Consider the following 14295-nt stretch of genomic DNA (forward strand, 5'->3'; position numbering starts at 1 on the left):
GCGGGCGTCGCGGCCGTCGCGCCGTCCAGGCAACGAGGGTGACGCGCCATGACACGGCCCGTCGTGGGTTCACACAGCCCATCATCGAATAACCGTTGCAGAGCTCGCCCGGGCCGTAGGACAATGCCCCGGTGAAGACGCTCGGCCCCCAGCGCGCCCGATCCGCCCGACTCGCGTGGTTGCCCCTCGTGCTCGCGCTCGCCGCAGGTTGCGGCGGCTCGTCCGACGACGAGCCGTCGACGGGCGGCCAGGCGGGCGAGCCGTCCCGGATGAGCGGGATGACCGCGGCCCACAACAGGGCGCGCTCCGCCGTCGAGCCGCCCGCCGACCCGCCGGTGCCCGGGCTCTCGTGGTCGCCCGAGATCGCGGCGGTGGCTCAGGCCTATGCCGAGCGGTGCGTGTTCGGTCATAGCGAGTCCAGCTACGGAGAAAACCTCTTCGCGGCGAGCGGCCCGTCGACGCCCGAGGACGTCGTCACCGCCTGGATCGACGAGGCGGCGAATTACGACCTTGCGACGAACGCCTGCAGCTCCACCTGCGGCCATTACACCCAGGTGGTCTGGGCCGACTCCGAGCGGCTCGGCTGCGGGGTCGCCGATTGCACGGACGGCTCGCCGTTCGGCGGCGGGTCCTGGCAGCTCTGGGTGTGCAACTACGACCCTCCCGGCAACTTCATCGGCGAGCGCCCCTACTGAGCCGCGCCCTCGCGCTGCCGCCGCACAGGCGCCCTCCGCCGCGCAGGCGCTCCCCGCCCCCCTCCCGCTCTGGTATCGCAGCCGCGATGGACTTCGGTTGGACCCCTGCCCAGCGCGCCGTGTACGACCGCATGCGCGCCCTCGGCGCCGAGGCCGACGCCGCGGCCCCGGACGATCGCATGCGCGTCCTCGCCCGGGGCGGCGCCCTCGGCCTGCCGATCGCCCGCGAGCTCGGCGGCGAGGGCCTCGACCTCGTCACGACGGCGCTCGCCTACGAGGGCCTCGGCGCGACGCTGCGCGACGGCGGCGTGCTGCTCGCGGCGGGGGCGCACCTGTTCGGCGTGGCGCTGCTGCTCGCCCGGGTCGGCACCCCGGCGCAGCAGCGCGCGTGGCTGCCGCGGATGGCGACCGGCGACTGCATGGCGACCGTCGCGGCGACCGAGGCCGGCGCCGGCTCGGACGTCGCCTCGGTCGAGGCCCGCGCCGACCGCACCGCCGCCGGCTACAGCCTCACCGGCGAGAAGCGGTACGTGACCTGGGCCGACAGGGCCGACGTCTACTTCGCCGTCGCGCGCGACGGCGGCGGCGACGCCGGCAAGGCGCCCGCGCGCGGCCTCACGGCGCTGCTCGTCCCCCGCGCGAGCGCAGGCGAGCCCGGCGCGGCGCGCGCCGGCGCCGGCACGGCGGCCTCCGCGGCGCGCGTCCGCGTCGGCGCCCCGCTCGCGACGGCCGGCCTCCGCGGCGCGCGGCTCGCGCCCGTGTCGTTCTGCGGCTGCGAGGTCGGCCCCGACGCGCTCCTCGGCCGCGCCGGCGCCGGCCTCGCCGTCTTCCAGATCGCGATGACCTACGAGCGCGCGTTGATCCTCGCCTTCCGCCTCGGCGCCATGGAGCGCGCCCTCGGCGAGGCCGTCCGCTTCGTCCGCGAGCGCGAGATCGGCGGCCAGGCGATCGCGCGCCACCAGGCCGTCGCGCACCGCGTCGCGCAGATGAAGCTGCGGCTCGAGACGTCGCGCCTGCTCGTCTACCGCGCCGCCTGGGAGCTCGACAGGGGCCAGCGCGGCCAGGCCGAGGCCGCGCTGGCCAAGTGGCACGTGGCGGACTCAGCCGTCCTTTTCGCGCTGGACGATCTCCGGCTGCGCGGCGGCGCCGGCTACCTCGAGGAGAGCGGCCTCCCGTCGGCCGTGGACGACGCGCTGGGCGGCAGCATCCATTCGGGGACGTCGGACGTGCTCGCCACGGTGGTCGCGCGGTGGCTCGGGCTCTAGCCGCCCCCGCGGGCCGCCCGCGCCGGCCGGCCCGCGCTCCGTCACGCCGGCACTGGCCAATCCCCGCCGGTGCCTTTACCAAGGGAGGGCTGCGCGCCGGCCGACCGTAGCCGGCGCCACGCCCCGTCCGCCGGCCCCCCGGGGGGGCCCAACCAGGAGCGATATGACCGAAGCGACCGACAATCCCCTGCTCTCTCTCGGCTTCGAGATCCCGTTCGATCGCATCCGGAGCGAGCACGTCGAGCCCGCGGTGCGCGCGCTGCTCGAGGACGCCCGCGCCCGGCTCCAGGCCCTCGTCGCGGCGCCCGGCCCCCGCACCTACGACAGCACCCTTGGCGCGCTCGAGGCCGTCACCGAGCGGCTCGAGCGCGCCATGAACGTCGTCTCGCACCTCGAGTCGACGGCCACGACCCCCGCGCTGCGCGCCGCCTACAACGCCGTCCAGCCCGAGGTCAGCGAGTTCCTCAGCGGCATCGCCCTGAACGAGGGCGTCTACGGCGCGCTCAAGGCGTACGCCGCCACGCCCGAGGCCCAGGCGCTGACCGGCCCGCGGCGCCGGTTCCTCAAGAAGACCCTCGACGATTTCCGCAGGAGCGGCGCCGAGCTCGACCCTGCCGGCAAGAAGCGCCTCTCCGAGATCGACGTCGAGCTCGCGACGCTCACCCTGCGCTTCTCGCAGAACGTCCTCGACGCGACGAACGCCTTCGAGCTCGTGATCGAGGACCCTGCCCGCCTCGCCGGCCTGCCGCCGAGCGCCGTCGAGACCGCCCGCCAGAGCGCGCAGGACCGGGGCATCCAGGGCTACCGCTTCACCCTGCAGGCGCCGAGCTACATCCCCGTGCTCACGCACCTCGACGACGCCGCGATCCGCGAGCGCTTCTACCGCGCCTACAACACGCGGGCGACCGAGGGCGAGCACGACAACCGCCCGATCATCCGCCGCATCCTCGAGCTCCGCTGCGAGAAGGCGAAGCTGCTCGGCTACAGGACCTTCGCCGATCTGGTCCTCGAGGATCGCATGGCCAAGGCGGGCGCCGAGGCGCGCCGCTTCGTCGAGACGCTGCGGGCGCGCACCGAGCCGGTCTTCGCGCGCGAGAAGGAGGAGCTCGCCGCCTTCCGCCGCGAGCTCGAGGGCCCCGGCGCGCCGCCGCTCGCGCCGTGGGACGTCTCCTACTACGCCGAGAAGCTGCGCCGCGCCCGCTACGACTTCGACGACGAGGCGCTCCGCCCGTACTTCCCGCTCGACCGCGTCGTCTCCGGCCTGTTCGAGATCGCCCACCGCCTTTATGGCGTGCGCATCGTGCCCTGGCAGGACGCCCCCACGTGGCACCCGAGCGTCCGCGCCTACAAGCTCATCGAGGCCGACGGCGCGCAGAGCGCCGCGTTCTACCTCGACTTTTTGCCGCGCGAGCAGAAGCGCGACGGCGCCTGGATGCACGGCCTCGTCACGGGCGCGCCGCCCGAGGACGGGCGCGCGGACGGCGAGGACCCGCGCCACCTCGAGGTCCTGGCCGGCAGCTTCACCCCGCCTGTCGGCGGCCGCCCCGCGCTGCTCAACCACCGCGAGGTCGAGACGCTGTTCCACGAGTTCGGCCACATGATGCACCACGCCTCCAGCCGGGTGCCGATCCGGAGCCTCGCCGGCACCAACGTCGCCTGGGACTTCGTCGAGCTGCCCTCGCAGATCATGGAGAACTGGTGCTGGGAGCGCGAGGCGCTCGACCTGTTCGCGCGCCACCACGAGACGGGCGCGCCCATCCCCGACGACCTGCTCCAGCGGATGCGCGCGGCCCGCACGTTCCGCGCGGGCGCCGCGACGATGCGGCAGCTCGGCTTCGCCGAGATCGACCTCGCGCTCCACATGGACTGGGGCCCCGACCACGGCGACGTCATCGAGCTCGCGCGCGAGGTCCTCTCGCGCTTCTCGCCGGTCCCGCTGCCCGAGGGCTACGCCATGATCGCCGGCTTCTCGCACCTCTTCTCGAACCCGGTGGGCTACGCGGCCGGCTACTACTCGTACAAGTGGGCCGAGGTGCTGGACGCCGACGCCTTCTCCCGCTTCCAGGAGGAGGGCCTGTTCAGCCGCAAGGTCGGCGACGCGTTCCGGAGCCAGATCCTCGCGCTCGGCGACACCCAGGATCCGATGGACCTCTACAGGAGCTTCCGCGGCCGCGAGCCCACCCTCGACGCCCTGCTCCAGCGCAGCGGCCTCGCCTGATCCCCCGGGGCGGCCCCCCGGGCCGCCCGGCGCCGGCGTCGCACGCTCACGACGCCTGCCACGAATGCGTCGGTGAAGGGCCGCCTCCGTCCCCCTCTTTTCAGCTCGGGATCGCGCTGGTCGGCTGACCAGGGAGCCCCGTCCCCGCGGAGCCTCGGAAGTGGCCCTGGCCTGGCCGGAGCGCGGGCGTGTGGCGCGATGGCAACCCTTGCCGTCCCATTGCCTCTCAGGGCCGGCAAACTTTGCCAGCGCGGCAAGGCTTGCCACGCGCGCGCAGGACCGGAGGGGGCGAGCTCGATGGCGCGCCAGCCGCTCGTACGCCGCGCACACCTCGTCGCGCCGCCCGCTCTCGCCGGAAGGACGCTCACGCGACCTGGCGGCATGCCGATTGCGATGGCGCCTGACCAACCGGGCTGCCACGGCCGCTCGCCCCGAGGGGGCGGGCCGAACCGATGCAGCGCAGGGCGGAGCTGGCTCAGGAGCGCAAATCGCTTCGGAGCGAACAACGGCCCGCCGATCCCAAGGAGATCTTCGAATGCGACACTCACGTTTCATGATGACGACCTCGTGCGCGCTCGTGCTGGCGGCCTGCGCACACGGTGCCGACACGGAAGAGCAGATCGTGGATGAGGCGGCGCAGGCCCTCGCGACCCCAGCGTCGGTGCTCGGGTTCGAGAGCACGGCCGACTGGACGGCCTCGGGCGCCGTGAAGAGCGCGAGCCTCGATCACTCCCAGGGCAGCTCCGCGCTGGCCGTGCGGAACTTCAGCTTCGTCGAGCTCCAGTCCGCGCCGCTGACCACGGTGTCGGGCGTCACCTCGACGATCGCCTTCGACCTCAAGGCGCCTGTATCGCCCGCCTTCGGCAACGCGCAGCTCGTCGTGAACATCCCGTCACGAGGCGTGCACACCGTCTGGCTGGGCCAGGTGAACCTCGCGGGGCTGCCCGCGGGCACGTTCAGCCCGATCTCGTTCAACCTTCCGGCGAACGTCGTCCAGGCCCTGAGCCAGACCTACAGCGATCTGACGTTCAAGATCGTCCTGAATGTCCCCTACACGACGACCGATTACGTGATCGACAACCTCCGCTTCGTCGGTGGCACACAGGCCGGCCACTCGAAGGTGGAGCTGCGCGTCTCCAGCGCGAACGACAGGCTCGTCCTCTGGGTGAACGGCCTGCAGCGGAGGATGTTCCACAGCGCCGATCCGAGCATCGGCCAGCGCATCGACGTGAGCGACTGGTTCGGGAGCGGCGACAACGATCTCCGGATTCAGGCCCTCAGCACCGGAGGACCGATGAACTACGGCGTCGAGGTCTGGGTCGACAACCAGCTCGTCGCGAACGCGGCGTGCCCCGCGACCCTGTGCAACGGCCAGAAGGTCCGGCAGGGCATCGTGGCGGATTTGAACGTCGACGTGAGCACCCCCAACCGGCCCGCGCTCCAGCCTGTCACCGTGACGGCGGCGAGCGCGCAGCCCGGCAAGGTGTACGTGAACGATGTCTACACGGGGCTCAGCACGCCCACGACGCTCTCGCTGCCGCCGGGCAGCTACACGATCGGCGTCGGGCTCGGCACCGAGTCGCCGCCGTACGACTACACGGGCTCTTACCGGGAGCAGAGCGTGACCGTCGGCGCGTCGCCCGTGAACGTCGACATCACCACGAGCTCGCCGCTCGGGATCCAGGAGGACACGCGCATCGGCATCCTGCCGATCCGGCGGAGCATCAACTACAGCGCGTCGCTCGGCGGGGCGGACCCGTCGAACGAGGGCGTGCTCTCCGAGGGCGACATCGAGAATCTCTTGACGCAGGCGAGAGCGACGAGCGATCGATGGGTCGAACCGCTGTCGTACGGGCTCGCCAGGTGGACGGTCGATGTGCTGCCCCCTGTCGAGGACGTGCCGATCTACGAGCCGGGCCATGATGGGTGGGACACCGGGCGCTTCCGGAGCGAGTACCCGACCGAGCACCTGCTGTCGGACTACGACATGATCGTGCTCTTCATCCCGCAGCACCGGGCCGACCGCTCCCTGGTGCACGACGTCACGAACCTCTCGTGGGCCTGGGAAGACCGGTACCTCGCGATCCCCACCACCTACACCGGCGATGGGAACGGCGTCCCGAACGCCGTGCTCCTCCACGAGGTGATGCACAACTACGAGGGCTACAACCGGAACACGCTGCGCTCGTACAACGGCATCCACGGGCTGCACGGCAGCTCGAACCACGGCTATCACGACGGCTCCAACGGCGAGCACAACTTCGTGTACTTCTATCGCCACTTCCTCCGGGGCCAGGTCGCCGAGCTCGAAGCCATGCACCCCGATCACGGCTGGCCGACCGTCGGGGCACCCCCGGAGAGCCTCTACCTCGGCGTCTTCCCGGTCCTGCGCCACGGCTTCAACGTGCGGTGACGTGGCGCGGGGAGGGCCGATGTCTGAGCCCAGATGGCAGAGCTCCCCCGGCGTAGCCGGAGGAGCTCTGTCTCACGCGAGCCCGGCGGGGCCTTCGCGCCGCGCGGAGAGCACCGTCTCCTCGGGCCGGGCCCAACTGGACGGGCCTTCAGAGGGGCCGGCGCTCGCTCGCCGGCCCTCCCCGGACATCACCGGATCGAGAAGTTGCAGGCCGAGAGCGACGCCGACCCCACGGTCTGGGTCATCGCCCAGTTGTTGAGCGACCGGACCTGCGCCTGCTCGGTCCTGAACGCGTACCGGTTGGCGAGCTGCACCTCGGCGCCGTTCTTCGGCCGGATGTACACCGAGTACCGCTTCGACGCCGTCTCGACGACCATCCGGACCGTGTACGTCGTGCCGGCGGAGTACGGGAACGTCCTCGCCGCCTCGTACCTCGACCCGTTCCGGACCCGGACGTTCCCCTGCTCGTCGAAGATCACGATGGCCGCGAGCTCGGTCCACTGATCCGCCGCGCCGCTCGACAGGCCGACGACGCCGTCGAGCTTCGACGAGCTCGGCGTCACGTCCCAGGTCGCCGTGAAGGTGCCCCACTGGGTCGTCAGCGGCGTGTTCACCCACTCGCCCGCGTCCACCGACGGGCACGCCGCCCCCTGCCCTGGTGTCGTCGGCTCGGCCGGCTCTTCCGGCTCCTCGGGCTCCGACGGCTCCGTCGGCGTCGGCGCCGCCACCCCCGAGCCGAACTCGAAGGCGCCGATGTCGACAGCGCCCACCGCGGTCCGCTGGAGCGCGGTGCCCGGGGCCGCGAGCACCGCCTTCGGCGGGTGGAACATCGGCAGCGCGAGCGGCGACTTGATCTCGCGCCCGGCGATCCCCTGGATCGAGCTGACGCCCGCGTTCCGGAGGGGGCTCGAGGAGAGCAGCGACACGTCGCGGTTGGCGAGGCCCGTGAAGCCGGGGTCGTCCACGACCAGCGTCCCCGTGAAGCCGGAGGGCAACTTCTCCTTCACCCCCGTCGGGACGGCGTTGTTGACGCCCTTGAAGATCGGGCGGCCCGTCGCCCAGTCCGCGTCGTCGCGGAACACGTCGAGGGTCCCGCCGCCGACGCGGTGGAAGACGTTGTTGTGCAGCTCGACGCTCTCGACGCCGAAGTGCAGGTGGATGGCCGCCTTCGACCCCTGCGCCAGCAGGAAGGTGTTGTTCACGAACCGATACCGCCCGTTCGTCTCGCCCGTGCCGTCGCCGCCGATGCGCACGACGTACTGCGTGCGCGTCTTGCGGAAGACGTTGCCGACAACGTCGGAGTCCTCGCGCGCGAGGCCCGGATCCTGCCCGTCGGGCCCGATGAGCTCGAGCTCCTTCCAGTACCCGCCCTCGATCCAGTTGTAATAGATCTCGTTCCGCTCCGCGCGGGTCTTCACCGCGTTGCCGCCGTTCGCGTCGTGGATGTAGCTGTGCTGCATCCGGAACACGGCGCCCGGGTACTTCGATTCATCCGTGGCGATGTAGATCGGGTGCTTCGTCTCCCCGGCGCCGCACTTGTACACCTCGACGTACTCGAGCGTCAGCGAGCCCGAGTCGCTGTCGGCGCCGAGGATGCCGTGCGAGGGGCAGTCGTGGACCACGGTGTCGCGGATCGTGAGGTCGTGGCCGTGGGTGAAGATGCAGCGGGACGTGCCGCCCGTCACCTCGAACCCCTCCATCACGACGTGGTTGCCGTTGAGGTGGATGGTGTTGGTGCCGCCCTTCAGCACCGGCCGCTTCCCGTTGACGCGCACGCCGCGGATCGTGACCTTCGCGCTGGCCGTGCCGCCCTTCTTGAGCCAGACGTCGCCCGGGTACGTCGCGTTGCCGTCGACCTCCACCACGTCGCCGGGCGCGAGCCGGCCCACCACGTCGGCGAGCGTCTTGAAGGTCCGCGTCGGGCCTACCCGGTGCACCGTCCCGGCGGCCTGCTCCTCCGCGTCGAGATCCTCCGCGGTCACGTCCTCGTCGAGCGGCGCGCAGCCGAAGCCGAAGGCCGACACCGCCGCGACCGAGGCGATGAACTTACCGACGGCAAAGGACCGCGACCCAAAGCCCTGAAAAATCGAATGCATGGCTTTTTCTCCCCCGGCGTCGTCGAACCCCTGCGGTGAACAGGACCGTCACGGCCGAAGGCAACAGGGGGCAGAAGAGGAGCCTCCCGCTGTATGCCTCCACGCCACGAACCATCGGTGCACTCCATTCAGCACCAAAGGGGCGGATACCGGCGCTCTCGTGAGACAACTTATTCCTGGAACGGCACGAAGGGTCAAGACGAAATGCTTTCGGAGACCAAACCATCAGCCAATTAGGTCGCACACCTGAGCTGCTTTTCACATCAACGTTGCAAAAATTCGCTGCAAAACTGCAATGAGCAGTTCGACCGCTTCTATGATGGACATAATTGAAGCGTCCGCCCGCCTGCTCCTACACGGGCAAAAATGCGCGGAAGTGTTGGGAAACACCCCTCGTGGTCATGATCTCCAGGCCGCTCGACGACCTTTGCCTACCTGCCCCTGCACCGTCGAGATCGGCGGCGATGTCCACGACCGCATGAAGGCTGTATCCTTCGCTCCCCACACGCTCTGTTTCAGCGGTCATCGATCGGCGAATGCGCGGGTGTCGGCGAGCTCACCGCGCGCGTCGATCACGGCGCGAAGAGCAGCGGCAGGGCGCCTCGATCGCGCACAGGCGGCGCGCGATCGAGGTGGAGTCGACGACGCCGGCGACGGCGAGGCCCGGCGCCGCACGGAGCAGGCCGATTGACGTGGACGTGTGCGCGAGCGCGGAGCCTGCCGAGCGACGCGCTCGAGGCGATCCGGCGCGAGATCGCCCGGCGGGACGGCGGGTCGGCGCTTCACGAGAGGATCCGCCGCATCTGCGAGGCGGGCGCGCCGTTCGCAGGGCGGCCAGCCACGAAAAATTAACTCATGGCCGCGACGGAAAAACTGAACGGGCTGTCAGGAACAGAAAAGAATACGGGAAATAACGACAGGTTTCCGGAGGACCATCTGAACTTCCTTCGGAGATTCCTGACTTCCTCTTCAATCCATGCCACAGCGTCGCTTCGCTCGTTCGCTCGACGGGGACGGCAGAGGCCGCGAGGGACGAAAGAGCGCCGTGATCTCGAGGACTTTTCCGTGCATCGGCGCGCCGGCATCTCCCGCGCTTGTGCGGTGTTCCGCCGAGTCCGCGGCGCCGTGCGCGGCCGTCGGACTCAGCGTCTTCCCTTGAAGCCCATCATCTGCTGGACGACGGCCTCGCTCTCCTCGGCGATCGCGCCCTCCTGGGCCGCGCGATCGGCGCAGTCCTCGCAGACTTTCTTCTTCTTGCTTCCGACCTTGATCGTCTTGAGCTCGTCGACCTCGCTGTCGCACTCACGGCACGTGGGCATCGCCAGACCTTCCTTTCGCCGGGCCAGCATATCGCACCCGCGCCGCGATCGCGCCGCCGCGGAGGCGGCGCTGCGGGGCTCGCCTGCCCGATGTTTGGCCAGGGCGCGCGGCGCGGCCTACGCTCGGGGCCGGCACGTGGTGCTCCAGGAGGAACGCATGGATCGAAGACAGGGCGCGCGCGCGCAGGTCGACTTCCCCGTCTCGGCGCTCGTCGACGGCCACCGGCACCGGTGCCGCGCGATCGATCTCTCGCCCACGGGCATGGTCGTCGAGCGCGCGCCGGCGCTCGCGGGTCGGGCGCTGCCCGCCGTCACCCCGTTCGAGCTCGACCTCGGGGTGGGGCGCCCCATCCGGCTGCGCGCCCGGCCCGTGTGGGATCGCGACAACCTGCTCGCCGTCCGCTTCGTTGTCATGAGCGACGCCGACCGGCTCACCATCGCCGAGCACCTCGACGACAAGTCCCGGCGCCGCGAGCCGCTCCACTGAGCGGCGCCCCGCGGGGCCGCGCGCGCCGCCGCACGCCCGCGCCGCCGCCGCACGCCCGCGCCGCAGTGCGCGCCTGCAAGGGTGAAATCGCAGGAGTGCAACGCCGGGGCGTGCGCCCGGGACATCATCGCGAAATTGCTTTGCATTTCGCTCTTCCGACCGTGGCACGCGGGCTGCTAATTCCCTGACCAGCGTTGCTGGTGCGGCCTTCCCCCCCCCGGGCCCCGGCGACGCTTTTTCTTTTTGTCGCGCCGCCTAGGTCGACGCCTTCCGCCGGCGCGCGGCGGTGATCGAGGCCCGCGGGATGTTGGCGGCGGAGCGGCGGAGCTCGTCGAGCGCCTGCTCGGGGAGGCGCGGCGCGCGCGGCGGCGCGGCGGCGCGGGGCGCCTCGGCGGCGCGCGCGGCGTCCTCGGCGGCGCGGGGCGCCTCGGCGGCGCGCGGCGCGGCGGGGGCGGCCGTCCCGATGCCGAGGTACGGCCAGAGGCTCTCGCGGATCGGCGTCGGCAAGACGTTTTCCAGGTACTCGATCGCGGTCCCACGGAGGTGGGCGTCGTCGGCGTGGAGCGCGCGGTAGGCGATCTCGAGCGGCTCGCGCTCGAGGCACAGCGAGAGCACGCGGAAGACGTGCTCCAGGCTGCGGCTCGTGCGCTCGACGAGCAGGCGCTCGGCCGGCGGTGCCTCCCCCGGGGGGGCGGCGTTCGGGGGCTGGGCGTCCCACACGCGGCGGTCGATCTCGATCTCGCGGGTGGCGGCCTCGATCACGTCCTCGCGCCGCAGGTGGATCGGCGCGCGCTGCTGGAGCAGCCGCGCGAGCGCGACGCCGCACTGGTACCGCACCTCGAAGCGGTCGTCGGCGAGGCCGAGCATCAGGCCGTCGGCGGCGCGCTGGGTGGGGCAGGCCTGGAGCACGCGCGGGATGCGGCGCCGGACGGCGAGGCTCACGGCCGGGTCGAGGAGCACGTCGAGGAGCTGGCCCGTCGCGCGCTGGGCGACGCCGCGGAGCGCGCGGATCGCCTCGACGTGGAGCCCCTCGCGCTCGAGGAGCGGGATCACATGGGACACGAGCGTCGGGTCCGGCTCCCGGGCGAGCGCGCGGCGGATGCGCGCGGGGTCGCCGGAGCGGAGGTCGGCCGTGGCCGCGAGCACCGGGTCGGCCGCGAGCGCCGCGGACGCGGCCCGCGCCGAGAGCGGCCCGTCGGCGCCTGCGCCGTCGGCCCGCGCGCGCGCGCCGGCCGCGGGGGCGCGGGCCGAGACGGGCGCGGCAGAGGTCCACGCGGCAGCGGCCGACGCGGCAGCGGACGGCGCGGCAGAGACCGGCGCGGCAGAGACCGGCGCGCGGCCCGACATGGGCGGGCGCGCCGAGATCGGCGGGCCCGCGTGACCGGCGTACGATGCGCGGTCGCCGTCGCGGCCCGGGGCGTACCCGGCGTCGGGCCGCGCCGCCGCCCCCTTGCGGAGCGCGGCGAGCTCGGCGAGGACCCTGTCGCGGCTGAGCGCGTCGACGGTGCCGCTCAGGGTGCGGCGGGTCGTCGCGTCGACGACGTTCGCCGGGTCGAGCGAGACGGCGCCGGAGCGCAGGCTGCCCTCGAGCGCGGCGACGTAGCCCCGGTGCAGCCGCGGCGTGAAGAGCAGCGTGACGCCCGCGGCGGCCGAGCCGATGCCGAGCAGGAGCGGCAGCGACCCGCCCGGCGAGAGCGCGAGCAGGGCCATGGCGAGGCCGCTGCCCACCGCGGTGCCGATGCGGTCGAAGCCGACGTCGATGAGCGTCTTGATCGACCGCTTCTGGTCCGGGGGCAGCGGCGTATAGAGCAGCTCGTAGCCCGAGCGGAACAGCGAGTTGCGGAGCACCGCCTCGGTGGCGCGGACGATGGAGGCGGCCCAGAGCCGCGGGGCGACAACGATGGAGAGGGAGCTCGCGAGGACGGCCGCCGGGAGGATGCCCATGGTGGCGGCGAGCCCGAGCCTGTCGAGCGATAGGGTGGCGGCGAGCGACTGCACGAGGAACGAGAGCAGGCTGACCGAGAGGTGGAAGAGGGCGAAGAACGAGAGCAGCTCGTTGCGGTCGCGCATCGCGGCGGCGGCCTCGGCGCTGAGGGCGACGTCGAAGAGGGCGCCGCTCACGGCGCCGAGCCCGACGAGCAGGGCGAGGTCGCGCAGGTGGGGGTTGTCGCGGAGCGCGCCGAGCCCCGCGGGGCTGGCGCTCGCGCCGGCGGGGGCGGCGCTGCCAGCGGGGGCGGCGCTGCCAGCGGGGGCGGCGCTCGTGCCGGCGGGGGCGGCGCCACCGGCGTCAGCGCCCGCGCCCGCGGCGTCCGCTACCGCGCCGCCCGCGCCCGCGGCGTCCGCTACCGCGCCGCCCGCGGTGCCCGCGCCGGCGCCGGGCTCCTCGCCCGCGGCGATGGCGCCGCCGGCGGCGATGGCAGCGGCGGCGCCGGCCGCGCTGGCGGACGGCGGGCGCGGGAGGTGCCGGCCGAGCAGGTACGTGGCCCAGGCGGTCAGCCCGCTCGTCCCGGCGAGGGCGAGGAGCATGGTCGGCGCCTCCATGAGGTGGCTGGCGCGCCAGGCGAAGAGGCCGCCGACCACGCCGCCGAGCGTGCCGCCGCCCGCGATGCGCCCCATGGACTGGCGGGCCGTGTGGGGGTCGAAGCGCTCGTTGACGAGCGACCAGAAGGCGGAGATGAGGGTCGCGCCGAAGACGGCGACGTGCAGATAGAACACGAGGGCCGCGGCGGCGGGCGCGCGCAGGGCGAGGGCCCACTCCAGGGCGAGCAGGACGGCGCTCGCGCCGAAGGTGGCGGGGACGACGCGCGCCGGGGAGAGCTGGAGCAGGGCGCGCGAGATCAGGAGCACGGCGGCGAACGACAGCGCCGCGCCGGCGGCCATGACCTTGGGGACGTCCGCGGCGCCGAAGGCGGCGAGGAAGAGGGCGTCGCGGGTGGCCCGGCCGGCGACCTGCTGGGCGATCATGGCGCCGGACGCGATCGCCGCGATGAGGACGTGCCTGTCGCTCGCGCTCCCCTCTCCCACCTGGTTCACAAGCATCCTAGAGCGACAGACGGGTCGAGCCCGCCTGAAACGAGCAGACGCTCGAACCGCCGAGGCGCCAAGATCTCGTCTTCTTCTTGGCGTCCCTGGCGCCTTGGCGGTTCATTTCTCGCTCGCTGACCGTGATGGATCGGTGTTCTAGGCGGGCTCGGCCGTGAGCACGCGGGCGTCGGTCACGATGGTCCCGAGCGGGACGTCGCCCTCGGTGGTCGGCACCTCGGCGATGAGCTGGAAGTCGAACGCGACACCCACGGTCTGGGCCGGCGGGGAGAAGCGCGGCAGCGTGCTGTCGTAGTAGCCGGCGCCGTAGCCGATGCGGTGCCCCCGGGGGTCGATCTGGAGGGCGGGCACGACGATGACGTCGAGGGCCGCGGCCTCTTCGTCGCCGGGGTCCGGCTCGCGGAAGCCGAGGCCGCGCTCCTGCATGGCCTCGGGGTCGGCGACGAAGCGGAAGGTCATGACGCGCGACTCGGGGTCGATGGCGGGGTACGCCACCTGGACGCCGCGGCCGCGGAGGAGCGGGTCGAGCTCCCGGAGGTCGACCTCGTTGCGGTCGTCGATCGGGTAGAAGAGCGCGACGCGGCGGGCGGCGGCGAGGGCCGGCAGCGCCGCGAGGGCGCGCTGGATGCGGCGCGACCGCTCGAGGATGGCGTCGGCGGGGATGGAGCTGCGGAGCGCCCTGGCGCGCTTGCGCAGCTCGGCCTTCGCGCGGTGGCGCAGGGCGGCCTCGGCTTCGGGGTCCATGGCTGGGTCGGTCCTC

The 14295-nt window shown here is 72.7% G+C and carries 9 protein-coding genes; 5 read left to right on the plus strand and 4 right to left on the minus strand.

All coding sequences use genetic code 11. From position 1 onward, the window contains the following. Positions 1-131: 131 nt before the first annotated feature. From WMF24_RS35940 to WMF24_RS35955, 4 genes are all read left to right on the plus strand, one after another. Entirely contained in the window at positions 132-695 is a 564-nt protein-coding gene (locus WMF24_RS35940; protein WP_437731966.1) for a CAP domain-containing protein, read from the plus strand. Positions 696-781: 86 nt separating this feature from the next. Then, positions 782-1960, plus strand: a complete 1179-nt coding sequence (locus WMF24_RS35945) for an acyl-CoA dehydrogenase family protein (RefSeq protein ID WP_437731967.1) — start codon at positions 782-784, stop codon at positions 1958-1960. A 163-nt stretch (positions 1961-2123) separates the two neighbouring features. Further along, complete coding sequence (locus WMF24_RS35950; RefSeq protein ID WP_437731968.1) at positions 2124-4178, plus strand: M3 family metallopeptidase; 2055 nt, start codon at positions 2124-2126, stop codon at positions 4176-4178. Positions 4179-4713: 535 nt separating this feature from the next. Then, entirely contained in the window at positions 4714-6591 is a 1878-nt protein-coding gene (locus WMF24_RS35955; protein WP_437731969.1) for a hypothetical protein, read from the plus strand. A 188-nt stretch (positions 6592-6779) separates the two neighbouring features. On the opposite strand, the gene WMF24_RS35960 is transcribed toward WMF24_RS35955, so the two are convergent. Together WMF24_RS35960 and WMF24_RS35965 are read right to left on the minus strand one after the other, a co-directional pair. After that, a complete protein-coding gene (locus WMF24_RS35960; protein ID WP_437731970.1) occupies positions 6780-8687 on the minus strand; it encodes a right-handed parallel beta-helix repeat-containing protein in 1908 nt (635 codons plus the stop codon). 1142 nt (positions 8688-9829) lie between these two features. Next, the gene (locus WMF24_RS35965) at positions 9830-10006 is read right to left on the minus strand and encodes a hypothetical protein (protein WP_159397796.1); all 177 of its coding nucleotides are present in this window, start codon (positions 10004-10006) and stop codon (positions 9830-9832) included. A 157-nt stretch (positions 10007-10163) separates the two neighbouring features. On the opposite strand from WMF24_RS35965, the gene WMF24_RS35970 reads away from it, so the two are divergent. Beyond that, entirely contained in the window at positions 10164-10493 is a 330-nt protein-coding gene (locus tag WMF24_RS35970; RefSeq protein WP_437731971.1) for a PilZ domain-containing protein, read from the plus strand. A gap of 255 nt (positions 10494-10748) precedes the next feature. On the opposite strand, the gene WMF24_RS35975 is transcribed toward WMF24_RS35970, so the two are convergent. Together WMF24_RS35975 and WMF24_RS35980 are read right to left on the minus strand one after the other, a co-directional pair. Continuing rightward, complete coding sequence (locus WMF24_RS35975) at positions 10749-13526, minus strand: hypothetical protein (protein ID WP_437731972.1); 2778 nt, start codon at positions 13524-13526, stop codon at positions 10749-10751. Between the two features lie 147 nt (positions 13527-13673). After that, positions 13674-14279, minus strand: coding sequence for a 5-formyltetrahydrofolate cyclo-ligase (locus tag WMF24_RS35980; protein WP_437731973.1), 606 nt, complete (start codon positions 14277-14279; stop codon positions 13674-13676). Between the last annotated feature and the right edge of the window lie 16 nt (positions 14280-14295).

This window comes from Sorangium sp. So ce1335, assembly GCF_051521615.1.
GTDB lineage: Bacteria > Myxococcota_A > Polyangia > Polyangiales > Polyangiaceae > Sorangium.